Origin of the sequence: Streptomyces sp. AC512_CC834 (assembly GCF_019049325.1) — a bacterium.
Lineage (GTDB): Bacteria > Actinomycetota > Actinomycetes > Streptomycetales > Streptomycetaceae > Streptomyces.
Genome location: NZ_JAGMUO010000123.1, coordinates 47,698 through 66,390, shown reverse-complemented (window position 1 = coordinate 66,390; position 18,693 = coordinate 47,698). Strand labels below are relative to the sequence as shown.

Genomic DNA, 18,693 nt, shown 5'->3' with positions numbered 1-18,693 from the left:
CACCGGTATTACGCACCCTCAGGCGCACACGCGTACTGCTGCCGGGGTCCACAGTCGCGGACGCGGGCTCCAGCGAAGTCCACAGGCTCACGAGGCGACCTTAGAGAGGGCCCCGGGTCCTGTCTCAGGAGCCGGGGCAGAGTCGATTGCCCCAAAGGGCACGCCCGGCGGGTGGCGAGACCGGTCACATCGGGGATTCGCCCCGGGCCATCCGCTCGCCGGCCTGCCCTGCCTCGACCTCTTCGGAGTGGCCCGGGTCGGAGACGGACTCCCCGTGCCCGTTGTTGGTGCCGGCCACCTTGCCCCGGGACTGCTGGAAGACGTGATGGGCCTCGTGGAAGAGCGTCGCGTCGTCCAGGGACCGTTGGGCGACGATGTGGGAGCCGCTGGTGTAGGCGATCGCGTTGAGGTCCATGGCCGACCGCTGGGCCACCGCGTTGTCGTGCATCGTGACGTGCCCGAAACTCATCCCGTACTCACGCTCGGCCGGTTCGCGGATGCGGTCCGGCAGCGGCTTGCCGGGCGTCTTGATCGCGTCGTCCACCGAGACCCTCGGCTCCTCGAAGAAGCCGCTGTCCACCGAAACCCTGCGCTGCACGTCGGCGGTGTCGGCCGCCTCCTGGCCGTGGCCGCAGCCGGGGCCGTGCTCGTGCCGGGCCCGCTGGACGGCACGGGACACCGCCGCGTTCCCGGCCTGGCTCTGCAGTGCCAGCATCCGGCCTGCCGTGGTGCCCGGCGCGGCGGAGTGACGGGCCGGGCTCTGCTTGTCGGCCTGTTGGGCAGCCTGTGTTCCGTGTGTGCGCACAACGCTCCCTCGGCGGATACGCGGGTACTTGGGTCGGTACTGATGACGACGCTTCTCGCAGGTCTACCCGCACGGGCCGTCGGACGCAACGGCCGCGGGGGCAGGCCTTGAGGGCAGGGGAGTACGGGCGAACACCGCTCGTACGGAGCGTCCTTGAGCATCCTGACGCTCAGGCCGAGGAGAGCTGCGCCGCAATCTCGTCCTCCCACTCCTTCTGCCGCTCGGGGTCGTTGAGTGAGTTCGCCCACTCTTCTTCGCGCGAGTTCTCCCACTCTTCAGCCGACTGCTTGTGCTTCTCCGGATCATGCTTCTCCGGATTGTGCTTCTCCGGTCCACAGTTGAGAGTCTTGAGGAAGTCACGCATCTTCTGGCGAACGTCGTCGGGAACGTTCTTGCCCACGGGGACGGCCGGCCCGGCTGCGAGCGCATAGATTTCCTGTGCCTTTAGCTGCCGCTCACCCTGCTCGAGGGGCTTCAGTACGTTGAAGCCCGCCTTCGTCGCATCGCGCTTCCTGCCGCCCTTGCCGTCCTTGGACTGCTTGGGCGCCTCGGTCGTCTCGGGCTCGGTCCCTTCCTGGGCATCCGTTGTACGGGCCCACTTTTCGGGATGCCGCACCGACTCAAAGCGTTTGCCGAACTTCTTCCCTCCCTTGTAGGCAGCGATACCGCCCAGGGCCGCCGCCGTCGTGCCGCCTGCGACAGCGGTTCCGATCGGGCCGGCGACCGCGCCGGCCGCGGACGCGATCACCACGGCACCAGCCGCGGTACGCGCCACGTTGCCCCCCGCGTTGAGGGCTCGCTTGATCTCCTTCCCCGTCTGCTTGCCCACCGCGTAGTCCCTGAGGCTGGCCATGTGCGCCAGCAGTTCCTGCCTGTGCCCTTCGATACGGCCCCGCTCGTCCTTAATACTCTGCAGGGTTCCTTCGGACGGGCCGGCCGGCGAGCCCGACAGTTCGGAGCATGCCCGGGCCAGATTCTCTGTCGCCTCCCCCAGACTGTTGAGTACGCCCCGAAGGTCGTCCTGACGCACTGCGGCCACACCCTTGAAATGCTCTTTGAGCTCATTCTTCTTTTTATGAGTCGTCAGCGCGACATAGGCGTCACGAACAACGAATATTCCGGAGAACGTCATGACGAGGGCGCCGCTGACATCCCCGAGAGCAGCCATTCCTCCCAGGTCACCGGCATTCTTTATGGCGCTATTTGCGATTTTCGGGCCATCATTGGCGGTCATGAGACCGTTCGTTGTCAAGCCGACGGCCTTCGACTTCTCCTTTTTCCTGTCCTGATGGGACTTCGGTCCCGTTTCCTTACTCCCCTTGTGCCCGGCCCACACGTCACGTCCGTCGTTGAGCACCCCCAGTGCGTCGTTCACTGTATTGATCCCGGACTCGGTCTGCGCCTGCTGCGCGGTGGAGCGCACCAGCCCGGTGTTCGAGGTCTGCGTCCCATGCGCCTGAAGCGGCGCTCCGACCGGGGCAGTTCCGCGCAGGACCACCGTGTCCGCCGGGTCGAGCCACTTCCTGATCTTGGTGGAGCTGAAGGGGCGCTTGATCTGTTCCATGGTCGTCTTGCCCTTTTTCCCGGCATCCGACGTCCCCGGCTCTTCCGTCTGCTCCGCGGCTTCCGGGGTCTTCTTCGCCTTGGCCGCCTTCTCCGCCTTGGCCGCCTTCTTCGCCTTGGCCGCGGGCGTCATCTTCGCCTCGGCCGCCTTCTCCGCCGCCTCGGCCTCAGCCGCGGCCTTCGCCTTCGCCGCGTCGGCCTCGGCCTTTTCCGCATCGGCCTGGACCGTCTTCGCCTCGGTGTGAGCCGTCTTCGCCGTGGCCTCGGTCGTCCCCGCCCCCGTCTGCTGTCGCGCCGCGGTCGCAGCCTGCTCCTGCGCCTCGGTCGCCTCCCCCGCCTGCTTCTCCGCCTCTTCGCCGGCTTCCCTCGCGGCCGTCCGCGCCTGTGTCGCAGTCGTCCGGTGCGCCTCCGCCGTTGCGCCGGCATTCGTCGCCCGCGTCCGCGCCTGCTCCGCGGCCCTGCCATGGTTGGCTACGTCGGCCTGAGCCTGGGCATACGCCTTCGCCGCCGCAGTGGCGTCCTTCAGCAGTCGCACTGCCTCGTCTCGGGCATTCGTCGCCTGCTGCTGCGCCGTTTCCTTGGCCTTCTCCCACTTCTTCACGTCAAGCCCGGCCGTCGTCCCGGACTTCTTCGCGGTGCCGGCCGCCTCCTCCTGCTCCCGCACGGCGGTGTCGGCCTTCTCCGCCTTGGCCAGCGCCTCGGTCGCGACCTTGGTCCACTTCGCCACCTCGCTGTCGGCCCCGGTCAGCTCCTCCGCCCCGGCTTCGGCCTTCGCGGCCTGCTGCAGCGCCTTCTCTCCGGCCGCCGCCTTCTGCTTCTCCGCGGCCTGGGCCTCTTTCTTCTTCTCCTCCGCCTCCTTGGCCTCCTGCGTGTACTTGGCCACGTCTTCTTCGGCGGCCTTCTGCTGCTTCTCCGCCTCCTCGGCCTGCTGCGTGAACTTGACCACGTCGGCTTCGGCCTTCGTCTGCTCCTGCTCAGCCGCGTTGGCCTGCTGCGTGAACTTCTCTTCCTTCTTTTGAGCCTCGACCGCCTTGCCGCGCGCCGCTTCCACGGCCTCGCGGCGCTCCTGCCCAGCCGCCTTGGCCTGCTTCTGGTCCTCATCCGCCTTCTCGGCGGTGCCCGTGTGCCTCTCCTGCTCGGTCTCGGCCGTTCTCTGGTCCCGCTCCGCCTTCTCGGCGACCCCCGTGTGCCTCTGCTGGTCGGCCCGGGCGCCGGCCGCCTTCTCGCGTGCCTCCAGCGCCTTCCCGGACTGCTGCCACACCACGTCCGCGGCCCTGGACCGCTCCAGCGACGCGTCCGCGACGTCCTTCTTCCGGTCCGCCACCGCCTTCACGGCCAGCTCCTTGGGCGACTTCGCGTCCTCCCCCTGAGCCCCCTGAACCTTCCCCCCGGTCTGCTGCTCGGGCTCGGGCTCCCGCACCGGCGTGATCGCCATGTCGTCCACCGCCGCCGCCGAAGAGCTCGCCTGCTCCTGGGCTCCGGTCCCGGGCCGCTCACGCGTGGTCGCCGCACGCTGGATCGCCAGGGTGACCGCCCGGTTTCCCGCCTTGGCCTGCAAGGAGGCCAAGGGGGGCTGCTGCGCCCGCGGGTGCTGTCGGGCCGGAGCGGTGGCATTCGTGCGACGGGTCTGCGATTCGTGCAAGCGGTCCGACACGGACAACCCCTTCTGACGTCCCGTCACCACCCCCGCCCCGCAAGGCCGCGGCCACCGGCAAGACGGGACGGCGCGTTCCCCGACCGGGCGTGATCGCAAGATGACATCCTGGCGAACTGACACTCAACACACGATGTTGAGGAGAAACGGCAGCCGACCACCAGGGAAAGACGGGGAGTCTGCCCCAACGGGCACGGCCGGGGGCAAGGAACATGCCCCCACACCGGCACCGAAGGACGTTTCGGCGCAGGCAGCGCGCGCGTGAGGCTGAGGGGCGTCCTGTCTCGTACCCCGAGGAGAGCAGAGCATGCCGTCCTACCTGTCGCCCGGCGTCTACGTCGAGGAGGTGGCCAGCGGCTCGCGCCCGATCGAGGGAGTGGGCACCTCGGTGGCGGCCTTCGTCGGTCTGGCCCCGACCGGCCCGCTGAACGAGCCCACGCTGGTGACCAACTGGACGCAGTACGTCGCGGCCTTCGGTGACTTCACCGGCGGGTACTACCTCGCGCACTCCGTCTACGGGTTCTTCAACAACGGTGGCTCCGCCGCCTACGTCGTCCGCGTCGGCGGCTCCGCCGAGGACGCGGCCACGCACGACGCCGCGGACGGCGCCGCCGCCCCCGCCGCCGTCACCGGCAGCACCGTCAAGGCGCTGTCCCCCGCCGAGCCCAAGCAGCTCGGCACGTTCGCCGTGACGGCCACCGGCGAGGGCCACAGCGGCCCGCTGACCGTCGAGGTCGCCGACCCCGAGGGCGAGGGTCCCGCCGAGCGCTTCAAGCTGATCGTCAAGGACGGCGAGAAGCCGGTCGAGACCTTCGACGTGAGCGCCAAGAAGGGCAACCGCTCCTACGTCGTCACCCAGGTCAAGGAGCGTTCCAAGCTCATCACCGTGACCGAGGCCGCGCCGTCCGCGCAGCTCGTCCGGCCGGAGAACCAGACCGTGGCGCTGCCCGCGCCGCCGTCCGCGGCCCCCGCCGTTCCGGTCGGCCGGGGCGACAGCGCGCACCCCGGCCCGGCCCAGTACCTCGGCGACTCCTCGGACCGCACCGGCTTCGGCGGCCTGGAGGCGATCGACGAGATCTCCATGGTCGCGGTGCCCGACCTGATGGCCGCCTACCAGCGCGGTGCGATCGACATGGACGCCGTCAAGGCCGTCCAGCTCGGTCTCATAGCCCACTGCGAGCTGATGGGCGACCGCGTCGCCATCATCGACCCGCCGCCCAGCCAGAACGCCCGTCAGATCCGCGTCTGGCGCCAGGAGACGGCCGGCTACGACTCCAAGTACGCGGCCCTGTACTACCCCTGGATCAAGTCCTTCGACCCGGCCACCGGCCAGTCGCGCCTGGTCCCGCCGAGCGGCCACGTCGCCGGCATCTGGGCCCGCAACGACTTCGAGCGCGGTGTGCACAAGGCCCCCGCCAACGAGGTCGTGCGCGGCGCCATCGACATGGAGCTGCAGATCACCCGCGGGGAGCAGGACCTGCTCAACCCGATCGGCGTCAACTGCATCCGCTCCTTTCCCGGCCGCGGCATCCGCGTCTGGGGCGCGCGCACCATCTCCTCCGACCCGGCGTGGCGCTACCTGAACATCCGCCGGTACTTCAACTACCTGGAGGAGTCGATCCTGATCGGCACCCAGTGGGTGGTGTTCGAGCCGAACGACCACAACCTCTGGGCCCGCATCCGCCGCAACGTCTCGGCGTTCCTGGTCAACGAGTGGCGCAACGGCGCCCTCTTCGGCCAGAGCCCCGAGCAGGCCTACTACGTCAAGTGCGACGAGGAGACCAACCCGCCGGAGTCCGTCGACCTCGGCCGGGTCGTCTGCGAGATCGGCATCGCGCCGGTCAAGCCCGCCGAGTTCGTCGTCTTCCGGCTGGCCCAGTTCTCCAGCGGCGGCGGCGAACTGGACGAGTAGGACGAGTAGGCGGATCGGATCGCCTTCCCCCTGGCCGCTCCCACACTTCTAGAAGGACAGCGAACTCATGGCTCTCCCCAAACCAGAAGACGTACTCGTCGCACCGAATTTCGGCATTCAGATCGACGGTGTGATGGTCGAGTACCTCAACTCGGTGAGCAACCTGCAGATCGAGCAGGACGTCATCAAGTACCAGCAGAACCAGGGCACGACCGGACGCAACAACGTCACCCTGATGCCGGGCGTCGCCAAGGACGGCTCGGTCCAGGTCGAGCGCGGCATGAGCCAGTCGGGCGTGTTCACCCAGTGGATCAACGACTCCATGCGGGGTCAGATGGCCACCGCCCGCAAGAACGCCACGATCATCGTGATGGACTACGAGGACAACCCGGTCAAGCGCTGGAACCTGCGCAACGCCTGGTGCAGCAAGGTCGTGGCGGGCACCCTGAAGGCGGGTGACACCAACGCCCTCACCGAGACCATCACCATCGTGTTCGAAGAACTGGTCGTCGAGTAATGCGCCGTACGACTGCCAAGGCATCCGCCGCGGCATCCCAGACCGCGGCGACGGGAGCGGACTTCCCCCGTTCGGCTCCCGCCGCCGCGCCCACGGAGGCGCCGGCCGGTTCTCCGGCCGGCCCTCCGGCCGGGCCCCCCGTCGACACGTCGCCGCGGCAGGAGCTGCGGACCGAGTTCCCCTTCGAGCTGCCGCGCGGCTACGTCGACGATTCGGGCACGGTGCACCGGGACGGCGTGATGCGCCTGTCGACGGCACGGGACGAACTGATCCCGCTGCGCGACGTGCGGGTGCAGGAGAACCCGGCGTACCTGTCGGTGGTGCTGCTCGGCCGGGTCATCACCCGGCTGGGCACGCTGGCGATGGTGCACGACGGGGTCGTGGAGAACATGTTCGCCTCCGACCTGGCGTTCCTCCAGGACTTCTACCGTCAGATCAACGCGGAGGGGCACACCCGGGCGGCCGTGGAGTGCCCGCACTGCTCGGAGCCCTTCGAGGTGGAACTCGGCGGGAGCCGCCTGGGGGAATCGTGACGTACGCGACCGACCGGATGCACGAGGAGATCGCGTACGTCGCCTACCACTTCCACTGGAGCCTGGAGGCGATCCTGGACCTGGAACACCAGGACCGCCGCCGGTACACGGACCAGATCGCGTCCCTCGTGACGCGTGGCACGGCGGAGGACTGATCGGTGGGATTCCTGGACCGGCTGCGGGGTCGTCGGGACGGCGTCGGCACGGGCGGCGGCACCATGCCCCCGGCCGGGGCCTCGGACATGGGCTCGGGCCCGGGGTCGGGACCGGGGTCAGGGTCGGACGCGAGTCCGGACCCGAGCTCCGGCACGGGCTCCGGCACGGGCGGGAGTGCGGCAGGTACGACCGGCCCCGCGCCCGTGGCCGTCGCCGCCTGGACGGGCCTGCCGCCGATCCAGCGGGCGACGGGTACGGCACGTACGGGAGTGGCGGACGCCGGTTTCGGCGGCCGCCTTCCGACGTGGCAGAACCCGTCGTTCACGGGCGCGCCGTCTCCCGCGGTGCTGAACCCGGCGGCCGGCGACAGCCTGCTGTCGGGCGCGTTCGACCCGTCCGCCCGGTCGACGTCGTCCACTCCGCTGGCGTCCCCGAGTGGCACACAGCCGGTGCAGCGGATGCCGGTCGCCCCTCTGCGGGCGATACCGGCGGACACCTCGACCCCGGCTTCGGCACCGGCTTCGGCACCGACCGCTCCCACGGGTTCCGGCCCTCGGGCGCGGGGCGGTGCCTCCGGCGCGTCCGGTGCGCGGGGTGCTGCCCCGTCCGGCGCGTCGTCCTCGGCGCCCACGGCGTCGGCGACGCCGGTCCAGCGGGCGCGTTCTACCGGGTCGACGTCTTCCGCGGCGCCCGCGAGCGCGTCGGACCAGGCACCGGCCCAGGCCGCCCGCGGGGTCCGGGTGACCCCGGTACCGCCGCCGTCCGCCGCCCCGCGTCCGCGGCAGGCTCTGACCAAGGCGCCCTCCGGTTCGTCGGCCGTGCAACGCCGGGCCCTGCCGGCGAGCCGCCGGACCACCACCCCTTCCTCCCCGGAGACCTCCGGAACGGCACCCTCGTCGTCGGACGGCGACCGAGCGGACCCCGGCGCGGCACCGGCCGGTGCCGTCCTGCCCGACCCCGGCCCCGGCCCCGGCGCCGCGACGCCCGCACCGGTGCAGCGTGCGGTGCAGCCGCCGGCCGTCACCGACGCCACGGCCGCGGCTGCCCCCGTCCGGCGTGCGGCGCCCGGGCCCGCGACCACACCGGCCACGGGCGCCCGCGGCAACACCCCGGCACCGAACACCGGGGCCGGGGCCGGGTCCAACGCCCCCAGCACTTCCGGCGACGGCTCCGCACCCGCTACACCGGTGCAGCGAGCCGCCGTACGGCCGACCGGCCCCGCCGCCCCCAGCAACGCGACGGGCAGCGACGCCGCGCCCGGCACGCCGACACAGCGAGCCGCCGCACGGCCCGGCAGCGACACGTCGTCGTCCAGTACGCCCGTGCAGCGAGCCGCCGTACGGCCGACCGGCCCCGCGCCGAGCGCCGCGACGAGCAGCGGCACCACGCCCGGCACGCCGGTACAGCGAGCCGCCGCCCAGCCCGGCAACGACACATCGTCGTCCAGTACGCCCGTGCAGCGAGCCGCCGCACGACCGACGAGCCCCGCACCGAGCACCACGCCCAGCACGCCGACACAGCGAGCCACCCCCCAGCCCGGCAACGACACATCGTCGTCCAGTACGCCCGTGCAGCGAGCCACCTCACGACCGACGAGCCCCGCACCCAGCACCACGACAGGCAGCGGCACCACGCCCAGCACGCCGACACAGCGAGCCACCCCCCAGCCCGGCAGCAGCACGGCTCCCCCGTCGGGCAACGCCACCGCGTCCGATGCACCCGCACGACGAGCCGCCGCACCGGCCGATCGCCCCGCATCCACCGGTGAGCGCCGGGGTACCGCACCGGATGCCACGACGGCCGGTCCGCCGGTACAGCGTGCGGTGCAGCGGTCCGACCCGGCTGCCGCGCCCGGCACTTCCGGGAGCGACGGCCCGGCGACGGCCGCCCCCGCCAACGACACGGCACCCGGCACACCCGTGCAGCGAGCCGTGCCCTTGTCCGGCGCCACGCCGGGTGACGCGAAGGGCGAACCCCCGGTCCGGCGGGCGGAGTCACGGCCCGCCTCTTCCACCACCGGCCGTACTCCCCGCCCGGCCGACCGCGGCACGACCGACCTGCCGGTGCAGCGCGCGGCGGCCCGGCCCACCACGCCCGCATCCGACGCCGACGCCAACACCGGCACCGGCACCGGCATCGCGCCCACCGGCCGCGCGTCGACGCCCTCAGCGTCGGCAGGGGCCGCCCCGGCCGTTCCTCCGGTCCAGCGAGCCGTATCACCGCACAACAGCCCCGGTACCGACCGGCCTTCGCCCGCACCCGACACTCCCGTCGAGCGAGCCTCCGACCGGTCCGGCCACTCCACCCCGCCCGCCGAGACCCGCGACCCCGGCACCCCGCCCCCGCCGGTCCAGCGAGCCGCGGCCCGCCTCAACCCGGTCCCGGGACCCGGCGAATCCGGAGCACAGCGGCCCTCGGCGTCCCCCGGCCGTCCGGGCACCCCGACCGGTGCGCAACCCCCTGTCCAACGCCAGGCGGCGCCCCAGCCGTCACAGCCGTCACAGCCCACGCAGCCCACGCGGCCCGCCCCGGCGCCCGCGGACACGGCACCACAGACGTCGGTCCAGCGGGCCACGGACCGGCCGGCCGGCGCGCCCGGCGCGCCGTCCACCTCCCCGGCGCCCGCACCGCATCGCGACACCCCCGTGACGCCCCCCGTCCAGCGATCGGCCCAGAACCCCGTCGCCCGGACCGGACCGGCGGGGTCGGCCTCCCCGGCACACCCCGTGCAGCGCAGTGCCGCCGCGCACCGTCCGGGTCTCGGCGCCCCCACCTCGTCCGGACCTGCCGACGCCGTACGCCGCCCGATCGCGACGCCCTCCGTCGCCCCGGCGGCACCGCCCGCGCAGCCCGCGCAGCCCGCGCGCCGCTCCTCACTCGGCGCCCCCCTCTCCACGCTTCCGGCCAACACCACCCCGCTCGTCACGCGGCCCGCCGCCACCGAGGGCCGTACGCCTCCGCCCGTCCAACGGGCCACCGCGTCGGCCGTCCCGCCCGCGGCAACGGCAACGTCCATGGCGACGTCCATGGCGACGGCGACGGCGACGGCACCGCCCTTCACGACCACGGCACACGCCTCGGCCGCGTTCCCGACCACGCAGTCCCCGCTCCCGATGTCCTCGCCGATGCCCCCGCACGCGGCCTCCCCCGCGACCCCCGTCACACCGACCCTCGCAGCGCCCCTCGCACCGGCCCTCACACCGCCCCTCGGGCCGCCCCGCCCCGCCCTCGGCGGCGGGTCCACGCCGCCCGCCGTCCAGCGCGCCCACGCCAAGGCCGTACCCCTGCGTCGGCCCACGTCCCCCGGCGCCACCGCCACCGCGGCCCCGCTCCCGGTGGCCCCCCTCACGCCGCCCCCGCCGTCGGCGTCCGGCCCGGCGGCGCTCCCGGTCGGCGCTCAGGCGGCGCCCGCGCCGGCGCACGCGGACGCCACGCCCGCCGCGTCCGGCGGCGACCTGCCCCCGGTCCAGCGGCTGTTCGGCCGGTCGAGCCGTCCCGGCCGCACCACCGGCGCCCTGGCCTCCCACGCGGCGGCCGCCGTGGCCGACACCTTCAGCCGCTTCCGGACCCCCTCGTCCCAGCAGCCCCCGGACGAACCGCCGCCGCCCTACAGCCCGACGCCGCCCGCCAACGACCCGCCCCCGCCCCCGTACTCGGCGCACGCGGAGGGCGACCAGCCGCCCGGGTACTCGGCGGTCCCGGAGGGCGGGTTCGACCCGCGCGAGCTGACCGACTTCCAACTCGACGAACTGGTGCACCGGATCATCGGCCGTGTCACCCGTCTCGTCCGCACCGAACTGCGTATGGACCGTGAACGGATCGGCAGACTGCGCGACCCCCGCTGACCGGACAGCCGCGCCCGCCCGCCACCGTTCCCCCGACAGAAAGGTCGACCCCCGATGCCCCGCAAGGACCCGGGCTCCTCCATCTGGTTCAGTCTCGCCATCGACGGCGAGAGCCTCGGATACTTCAACGGGTGCGAAGGCCTGTCGACCCAGGTGGAGGTGGAACAGCGCCAGGAGGGCGGCAACAACGGCTTCGTGTGGCAACTGCCCACCCGCGTCACCTTCTCCAACATCCGGCTGACCCGCCCGCTCACCCCGGACACGGCGAAGGTCGCCAAGTGGATCTCCTCCGTGCAGACCGGCATCAAGCGGCCCACCGCGCAGATCTCGGCCATGCGCGCCGACGGATCGCTGGTGGCCCGCTGGGGGCTGATCGACGTACTGCCCGTCAGTTGGCAGGGCCCCAGCCTCGACCCCAACAGCCCGGCCGTGGCCAACGAGGTCCTGGAGATCGCCCACCACGGATTCACGGACTGACGGCGCCGCAGAGCAGAGAGGAAGAGACCCATGGCCAAGAGCAGCAAGGGCGCCGGCAAGAGCCTCGTACGCGCCAACCTCGCCATCCACGAGCCGCCCAAGGGCACGACCACCACACCCGGCGCGCTGATCCGGACGTTCGCCTTCGAGTTCAACCCGGCGCAGTTGTCCATCACCCAGCGCACCCAGTGGAAGGCCACCCCGACGGCCGCCGTGCGCAAGGCCGCGAAGCCGCAGTTCATGGGCGCCGAGCCGCGGGAGATGACCCTGGAGATCTTCCTGGACTCCTCGATGAAGCCCAACGGCAACACGGTGCTGAAGAAGGTCGAGTCGCTGCTGACCTGCTGCCACGTGACCGCCAAGAGCCTGGCCACCAAGCAGCCGTCACCGCCCTGGGTGGTGTTCGAGTGGGGGTCGTTCTCCACGGCCCGCTTCACCGCGTACGTCGCGTCCATCGAGGCGGCGTACACCCTCTTCAGCACCACCGGCGTGCCCATCCGCGCCACCTGCCAGGTGGCGCTGGTCGAGATCCCCGGCCCGACCCGCGGGCAGAACCCGACCTCCGGCGCCCTCACCGCGGCGCGCGTGCACCGGGTCGTCGCGGGCGACTCGCTCCAGTCGCTGGCCTGGCGCGAGTACGGCAGCGCCAACTCCTGGCGGGCGATCGCCGAGGCCAACGGCATCGACGACCCGTCCCGCCTGACGAACGGCGCCGAGCTGATCCTGCCGGCCGCCGAGGAGGTGCCTCACTGATGGTGCGTCCCGCGTTCTCCAGCATCGTCGAGGTGCGGATCGGCGCCGCGAAGCTGCCCGACGACATCGCGACGATGCTCGTCGACGGCTGGGTCGACCAGGGCGTCAACGTGCCCGCGGCCTTCCGGCTCACCTTCCGCGACCCCTACCACCTGGTCCTCGCCAAGCTGAGCGTGAAGTTCGGCACCAGGGTCGTCATCACGCCCGTCGCCGACGGCCAGGGCGTCGGCAAGCCGCTGCTGACCGGCGAGGTCACCGCCATGGAGGCCGACTACGACGGCACCGGCAGCTTCACCGTGATCCGCGGTTACGACTACGGGCACCGCCTGATGCGCCAGCGCCGCGTGGCCGCGTACCGCAACCAGAAGGCCTCCGACATCGCCCGCAAACTGGTCCGCATGGACGGCGTGTCCGTCGGCAAGATCCAGCCGACGAAGGGCGCGTACGGGTTCATCAGCCAGTCCAACGTCACCGACTGGGACTTCCTCCAGCGGCTCGCCGACGAGAACGACGTCGTGATGTCCATCGACTCCAAGGGGAAGTTCCAGTTCGTCAAGGCGCACCCGTCCTCCGGCGCGCCCTCCCCGAAGACCGAGGGCGACAAGAGCGCCTTCGTGCTCCAGGCCGGCCACGACATCCTGCGGCTGCGGGCCGCGGTGACCGCCGCCGACCAGGTCGGCAAGGTCGAGTCGCGCGGCTGGAACGTCACCACCAAGAAGAAGATCAGCGAGATCGCGCCCGCCAAGACCGACCCGGGCATCACCATCGGCTCCACGCCGGGCGAGGCCGCGGGCAAGTTCAAGAAGGCCAAGCTCGTGGAGACCGCCAACCCCTACGACAAGCAGGGCGAGGTCCGGCACGCCGCGAAGGCCCTGGCCGCCGACGTCACGTCCTCCTTCGCCGAGTTGGAGGTCGCCGTCTACGGCAGCCCCGACCTGCGGCCCGGGGTGCCGGTCGCGCTCAGCGACGTCGGCAAGCCCTTCGAGGGCAAGTACACCGTCACCTCGGTACGCCACCACTTCGGCGACGGCCAGGCCTACGAGTCCTGGATCACCGTCAGCGGACGCCAGTGGCGTTCCCTGTACGGGCTGGCCTCCGGCGGCAGCGGCGGCGTGGACCCCTCGAGCGCCGCCCGGCTGCCCAGCGTCGCCAACGCCATCGTCACCGACGTACAGGACCCCCTCAGGCAGGGCAGGGTCAAGCTCCAGTTCCCGTGGCTGGACGACGCCTACGTCAGCGACTGGGCGCGCAGCGTGCAGATGGGCGGCAAGGGCGGCGGCGGGGTCTTCCCCATGGACGTCGGCGACGAGGTGCTCGTCGCCTTCGACCGGGGCGCCCTCGACCACCCGTTCGTCATCGGCGGGCTCTACAACGGCCGGGACCTGCCGACCAGGGTGAACGACGTGCCGCTGCACGACGGCCTGAAGAAGAAGGCCGTACGGCACACCCTGTCCGACCGCCAGGGCAACCGCGTCGACCTGCTCAGCCAGCAGACCGGCATGCGCAAGCAGGGCGTGCGGATCGCCAGCGGCAACGACCGGCTGACCATCAACCTCGACCGCACCAAGACCGAGATCACCGTCGACAGCAAGGGCTCGGTCAGCATCACGGGCACCCGCTCGGTGTCGGTGGAGGCGGGCATGGACCTCACCCTGGAAGGGCGCCGGTCGGTGACGGTGAAGAGCGGCGGGCCGCTCCTCCTCCAGGGGCGTGGGCTGGTCAACCTCACGTCGACCGCGGGCACGGTCAACGTGCGGGCGATGGGGGCCCTGCTCATGTCGGCGACCGGTGTCATGTCGCTCACCGCGACGGGAATGCTGACCGTCACCTCCGTGGCCAACGTGAACATCAAGGCCATCAAGGTCGATCTCCTGGGTGCCGTCTTCGTCAACACGATCAAGTACCCCCTGCCGGCGTGACCGGACCACGAGCAGGAATACAAGCAGGCATACAAGCAGGAAAACGAGCAGGAACAGGAAGAAGAAGGCAGGTGGCTCCCTGATGGCCGAACAGTTCGTCGGCTCCGGCTGGTCGTTCCCGCTGCGCATCGGGCCCACCGGCGGGATCGCCCTGGTCAGCGGCGAGCAGGAGGTCGAGGAGGCGATGCGGCTCATCCTCGCCACCGCCCCCGGCGAGCGGCCCATGCGGCCCGAGTTCGGCTGCGCCATCCACGACCTCGTCTTCGCCCCGGTCAACGAGCAGACCGCGGGACGCATCCAGCACGAGGTGTACACCACCCTGGACCGCTGGGAGCCGCGCATCGAGGTCCAGGACGTCGAGGTCAGCACCGGCGACGGCCAGAACGTCCTCTTCATCGACGTCCGCTACTCGATCCGCGGCACCAACAACCCGCGCAGTCTCGTCTTCCCGTTCTACGTCATCCCCTCCCACGACGAGCCCGACCTCCCCGACGGTCCGGCCGGTCCCGCCGGATCCGCCGGACCCGCAGGCCTCCCGGGCTACCCCGAAAGCGACCGCTGATGCCCCTGCCCTCCCCCAACCTCGACGACCGCCGCTTCCAGCAGTTCGTCGACGACGCCAAGCGCTACATCCAGCAGCGCGCCCCGGAGTGGACCGACCACAACGTCTCCGACCCCGGCGTCACCCTCGTCGAGACGCTCGCCCACATGGCCGACCAGATCGTCTACCGCCTCAACCGGGTCCCGGACAAGAACCACCTCGCCTTCCTCGACCTCGTCGGCATCACCCTCTTCCCGCCCTCCGCCGCCCGTACGGACGTCACCTTCTGGCTGTCCGCACCGCAGGAGGACACGATCCTGGTCCCGGTCGGCACCGAGGTCGCCACGCTGCGCACCGAACGCGACGAGGCCGTCGTCTTCGCCACCGAGCGCGACCTGAGCGTCGTACCGTGCACGCTCAGCCGCCTGGTGACGCAGCACCGCGGCGAGGCCGTCACCGACCGCACCACGGACCTCGCCGAGAGCAAGGACGTCATGTGCTTCGCCGAGGGACCGGGCCCCGGCGACTGCATGCTCATCGGCCTCACCTCCGCCACCCCGCACTGCGCGCTCGCCCTGGAACTCGACAGCCGCGTCGACGGCGTCGGCGTCGACCCCCGCCAGCCGCCGCTGGTCTGGGAGGCCTGGACCGAGGACGGCTGGCAGTCCTGCGAGGTCGACCGCGACGGCACCGGCGGCCTCAACCGCCCCGGCGACATCGTGCTGCACATTCCCGGCGGGCACGTCCTGTCCCGCAACGGCGGCCACGAGGCGGGCTGGATCCGCTGCCGGGTCACCGACCCGCTGCCCGGCCAGCCCTTCTACACCACCTCGCCGACCATCCGCTCCGCCGAGGCCTATACCATCGGCGGCACCACCGGCACCGTCCACGCCGAGACCGTGTACGACGAGTCCCTGGGCGAGTCCACCGGCCTGCCCGGCCAGCGGCTGAAGCTCGAGCACGCCCCCGTCGTCGCCGACGACCCTCCCGTGCTCCTCCAGACCGCCGCCGACGACGGCTGGCAGGACTGGCAGGTCGTCCCGCACTTCTCGGGCTCCCACCCCGACGACCACCACATCACCCTGGACGCCGCCACCGGCGAGATCGCCTTCGGCCCCGCCGTCCGCGAGGCCGACGGCACCCTGCGCCAGTACGGCACCGTCGCCCCCAAGGGCTCCGTCATCCGCGCCCGCCGCTACCGCACCGGCGGCGGCAGGGCGGGCAACGTGGCCCGCGGCGCCGTACAGGTGCTGCGCACCTCCATCCCGTACGTCTCCGAGGTCGTCAACCGCGAGGCCGCCCGCGGCGGCGTCGACGGCGAGACCGTCGAGGAGGCGAAGCTGCGGGCGCCCATCACACTCCGCGCCCAGGAACGCGCCGTCACCCTGCGCGACTACGAGGAACTCGCCCGCCGCGCCGCCCCCGAGACCGCCCGCATCACCTGCCTCGAGGGCCAGGAGAACGAGTACGGCGCCCAGGCCGTCCGCGTCCTCGTCGTCCCCCAGGCCGTCCCCGACCCCGGCGGCCGACTCCGCTTCGAACAACTCGTGCCGGGCGACGCCCTCCTGAGCCGCATCACCCGCCACCTCGACGAACGCCGCCTCATCGGCACCCGGCTCGCCGTCGGGCCGCCCTACTACCAGGGCGTCACCGTCGTCGCCACCGTCCACGCCTTCCGCCACGTCGACGCCGACCGCGTACGCCGCCAGACCCACGACGCCCTCTACCGCCACCTCGACCCGCTCACCGGCGGCGCCGACGGCAAGGGCTGGCCCTTCGGACGCCCCGTGCAGACCGGCGAGGTCTTCGCCGTGCTCCAGCGGGTGCCCGGCGTCGAACTCGTCGACGAGGTCGTCCTGCACCCCGCCGACCCCCTCACCGGCAAGCGCGGCGACCCCACCGACCGCATCGACCTCGAACCGCCCGCGCTGGTCTTCTCCTTCGACCACCGCGTCCGCGTGATCGGGGACGGCGCGTGAGCGCCGCCGCGTCGTACCGGGGTTCCGTCGACGGGCTCGGCTCCTCGCTGCCCATAGGCACGATGCTGCCGGCCGTCTTCGCCGACGACGACCTCGCCCTGCGCTTCGTCGGCGGGCTCGACGACGTCATCGCCCCCATCCTGAACGTCCTGGACTGCCTGGACACCTACTTCGACCCCGCGCTCACCCCGGCCGACTTCGCCCAGTGGCTCGGCACCTGGGTCGGCGCCGAGACCGACGGCACCGAACCCGAGGACCGGCTGCGCGCCGCCGTCGCCGCCGCCGCCCGGCTGCACCGCGTACGCGGCACCCGGCAGGGCCTGTCCGAGGCCGTGCTGCTCGCGTTCGGCGTCGAACCCGTCATCACCGAGAGCGGCGGCGCCGAATGGAACGCCCGCCCGCTCGGCCCGTTCCCCGGCAGGCCCCGCCCCCACCTGCACGTCGCCCTCCGGCTGCCCGACCCGGCCCCGGCGGACACCCATCGCCTGGACGCCCTCGTGGCCGCCGCCCGCCCCGCCCACATGCCCTACACGGTCGAAGTGACCGCCTCCGAAAGGACCCCGGAGAGATGACCACGCAGAACTGCGCCGAGTGCGGAACGCGCGCGGAACCGGGCCAGTCCTTCTGCGACGCGTGCGGCGCCGTGCTGAGCTGGGACCAGACCGCCCGCAACGCCCAGCCCGCCGCCGTCGCCAAGTCCGAACAGAGCCCCGGCTTCGACGCCTTCGGCGGCGCGGGCGTACCCCCGGCCCGCGCGGGCGGCCCGGCCCAGGCACCCACCGCGGGCGACACCGACGCGCCGGCCGGTGCGCTCGGGGACAACCCGACGCTGCCCCAGCCGCGCCGCCCGGCCGACGGCACATCCGACGCGGACCGCACGGACGGCGCTGCGGCCCCGGCGGCCGCCGCGGGGGGCGCGGGGAGCGCGGGGGCCGCCGGAAACGCGCACCCGGCCGCCAGCAGCGGAACCCCAGGAGCCGCAGGAGCCGGCGCTGCGGGCGCCGCGGCTGCCGCCCGCACGCCCGACACGGACGAGACCGCTCCCACCACCCCGCTGGCGTCCGCCCCGGCCCCGGCCCCGGCCCCGGCTGCCCTCAGCGACACGATGTCCGACCGCGCCCGCTCCCTCCTCGTCCCCGTCGCCGACCCGGAGGCCGCCACCCCGGCCCCGCCACCCGCCGTACCGCCCGTCCTGCCGGGCCGTCCCGACGCCGACCGGCCGCAGGTCCGCGCCCCCGGCCACCAGCCGGACATCGCCAACGGCCCGCCCTGCCCGTGGTGCTCCACCCCCAACCGGCCCGACCGCCACTACTGCGCCCGCTGCGCGATGCCCCTGGTCGCGAGCGGCGACCAGGCCGCCGTGCCCGCCCCCTGGTGGCGCCGGCTCTTCGGCGGACGGCGCCAGGAAACCCCGTGGGCCGGCGACCGTCCCCGTCTGCGCCGCGTCTTCGACCGCATCGGCACCTGGATCACCGTCCTCGTCGTGGTGACCCTGGCCGTCCTCGGCTTCGTCTACATCCCCGACGGCGTCCAGAACACCCGCGACCACTTCGCCAAGCGCGCCCCGGTCTCCCCGGACGGGATGAAGGCCTCGCACTCCTACACCGGCCACAAGCCCGAGCTCGTCATCGACAAGCTCAGCAACACCTGGTGGGGTCCGGGCATCTCGCAGTCCGGCCAGGGCGAATGGATCGAGGCGACCTTCACCGAGCCGACCCGCCTGCTGGACGTGATCATCACGCCGGGTGTCTCCTCGCGCGCCAACAAGCTGCGGGAGTCGGCCCTGCCGCACCGCATCAAGGCCACGATCACCACCAAGGACGGCAAGACGAAGACCCGCGACCTCACCCTCGACCAGGGCGCCGGCGGCCAGCGACGCCCGTTCCGCGTCGGCGAGGTCACCAAGGTCCGCTTCACCATCGAGTCGGCCCACGCGGCGTCCGCGGACAAGCAGGTGGCCATCGCCGAGATCGAGTTCTTCGGCCCGTCCAGCGCGAACCGCTCCTGACCCGTTCCTGACCCGTTCCTGACCCGTTCCT

General features: G+C 72.4%; 14 protein-coding genes. 12 read left to right on the top strand and 2 right to left on the bottom strand.

Annotated elements, in window-relative coordinates:
* Nucleotides 1-184 precede the first annotated feature (184 nt).
* On the bottom strand, nt 185-805 hold the full coding sequence (locus KUM40_RS42290; protein ID WP_308401332.1) for a DUF4157 domain-containing protein: 621 nt from the start codon (nt 803-805) through the stop codon (nt 185-187).
* Nucleotides 806-974: 169 nt separating this feature from the next.
* On the bottom strand, nt 975-3,935 hold the full coding sequence (locus KUM40_RS38385; protein ID WP_217170964.1) for a hypothetical protein: 2,961 nt from the start codon (nt 3,933-3,935) through the stop codon (nt 975-977).
* Nucleotides 3,936-4,329: 394 nt separating this feature from the next.
* Here KUM40_RS38385 and KUM40_RS38380 point away from each other — a divergent pair, with 394 nt between their 5' ends.
* From KUM40_RS38380 to KUM40_RS38325, 12 genes are all read left to right on the top strand, one after another.
* The gene (locus KUM40_RS38380) at nt 4,330-5,934 is read left to right on the top strand and encodes a phage tail sheath subtilisin-like domain-containing protein (protein ID WP_217170963.1); all 1,605 of its coding nucleotides are present in this window, start codon (nt 4,330-4,332) and stop codon (nt 5,932-5,934) included.
* Between the two features lie 67 nt (nt 5,935-6,001).
* Nucleotides 6,002-6,451: a phage tail protein gene (locus KUM40_RS38375; protein WP_217170962.1), complete on the top strand. Its 450-nt coding sequence runs from the start codon at nt 6,002-6,004 to the stop codon at nt 6,449-6,451.
* Entirely contained in the window at nt 6,451-6,984 is a 534-nt protein-coding gene (locus KUM40_RS38370) for a hypothetical protein (RefSeq protein WP_217170961.1), read from the top strand. Before KUM40_RS38375 ends, KUM40_RS38370 begins: the two co-directional genes overlap by 1 nt.
* Nucleotides 6,981-7,139, top strand: coding sequence for a DUF6760 family protein (locus tag KUM40_RS42540; RefSeq protein WP_308401331.1), 159 nt, complete (start codon nt 6,981-6,983; stop codon nt 7,137-7,139). The genes KUM40_RS38370 and KUM40_RS42540 overlap by 4 nt, the downstream gene beginning before the upstream one ends.
* A gap of 1,824 nt (nt 7,140-8,963) precedes the next feature.
* Entirely contained in the window at nt 8,964-10,985 is a 2,022-nt protein-coding gene (locus tag KUM40_RS41895; RefSeq protein ID WP_254396322.1) for a hypothetical protein, read from the top strand.
* A gap of 54 nt (nt 10,986-11,039) precedes the next feature.
* Entirely contained in the window at nt 11,040-11,462 is a 423-nt protein-coding gene (locus KUM40_RS38355; RefSeq protein ID WP_217170959.1) for a phage tail protein, read from the top strand.
* A 30-nt stretch (nt 11,463-11,492) separates the two neighbouring features.
* Nucleotides 11,493-12,215: a LysM peptidoglycan-binding domain-containing protein gene (locus KUM40_RS38350; RefSeq protein ID WP_217170958.1), complete on the top strand. Its 723-nt coding sequence runs from the start codon at nt 11,493-11,495 to the stop codon at nt 12,213-12,215.
* Nucleotides 12,215-14,134 carry a VgrG-related protein gene (locus KUM40_RS38345; protein WP_217170957.1) on the top strand — a complete coding sequence of 640 codons (1,920 nt, stop codon included), beginning with the start codon at nt 12,215-12,217 and terminating at the stop codon, nt 14,132-14,134. The genes KUM40_RS38350 and KUM40_RS38345 overlap by 1 nt, the downstream gene beginning before the upstream one ends.
* A gap of 82 nt (nt 14,135-14,216) precedes the next feature.
* Entirely contained in the window at nt 14,217-14,696 is a 480-nt protein-coding gene (locus tag KUM40_RS38340; protein WP_217170956.1) for a GPW/gp25 family protein, read from the top strand.
* Nucleotides 14,696-16,654, top strand: coding sequence for a putative baseplate assembly protein (locus KUM40_RS38335; protein WP_217170955.1), 1,959 nt, complete (start codon nt 14,696-14,698; stop codon nt 16,652-16,654). The genes KUM40_RS38340 and KUM40_RS38335 overlap by 1 nt, the downstream gene beginning before the upstream one ends.
* A 62-nt stretch (nt 16,655-16,716) precedes the next feature.
* Complete coding sequence (locus KUM40_RS38330; protein WP_217170971.1) at nt 16,717-17,226, top strand: phage tail protein; 510 nt, start codon at nt 16,717-16,719, stop codon at nt 17,224-17,226.
* On the top strand, nt 17,223-18,662 hold the full coding sequence (locus tag KUM40_RS38325; protein ID WP_217170954.1) for a zinc ribbon domain-containing protein: 1,440 nt from the start codon (nt 17,223-17,225) through the stop codon (nt 18,660-18,662). Before KUM40_RS38330 ends, KUM40_RS38325 begins: the two co-directional genes overlap by 4 nt.
* Nucleotides 18,663-18,693: the final 31 nt, after the last annotated feature.

Excerpts from the sequence above, each read along its gene's own strand:
- KUM40_RS38355 (WP_217170959.1), top strand. The coding sequence starts at position 11,040 with ATGCCCCGCAAGGACCCGGGCTCCTCCATCTGGTTCAGTCTCGCCATC.
- KUM40_RS38375 (WP_217170962.1), top strand. The coding sequence starts at position 6,002 with ATGGCTCTCCCCAAACCAGAAGACGTACTCGTCGCACCGAATTTCGGC.
- KUM40_RS38380 (WP_217170963.1), top strand. The coding sequence starts at position 4,330 with ATGCCGTCCTACCTGTCGCCCGGCGTCTACGTCGAGGAGGTGGCCAGC.
- KUM40_RS38330 (WP_217170971.1), top strand. The coding sequence starts at position 16,717 with ATGCTGCCGGCCGTCTTCGCCGACGACGACCTCGCCCTGCGCTTCGTC.
- KUM40_RS38325 (WP_217170954.1), top strand. The coding sequence starts at position 17,223 with ATGACCACGCAGAACTGCGCCGAGTGCGGAACGCGCGCGGAACCGGGC.
- KUM40_RS38350 (WP_217170958.1), top strand. The coding sequence starts at position 11,493 with ATGGCCAAGAGCAGCAAGGGCGCCGGCAAGAGCCTCGTACGCGCCAAC.
- KUM40_RS38335 (WP_217170955.1), top strand. The coding sequence starts at position 14,696 with ATGCCCCTGCCCTCCCCCAACCTCGACGACCGCCGCTTCCAGCAGTTC.
- KUM40_RS38345 (WP_217170957.1), top strand. The coding sequence starts at position 12,215 with ATGGTGCGTCCCGCGTTCTCCAGCATCGTCGAGGTGCGGATCGGCGCC.
- KUM40_RS38340 (WP_217170956.1), top strand. The coding sequence starts at position 14,217 with ATGGCCGAACAGTTCGTCGGCTCCGGCTGGTCGTTCCCGCTGCGCATC.
- KUM40_RS38370 (WP_217170961.1), top strand. The coding sequence starts at position 6,451 with ATGCGCCGTACGACTGCCAAGGCATCCGCCGCGGCATCCCAGACCGCG.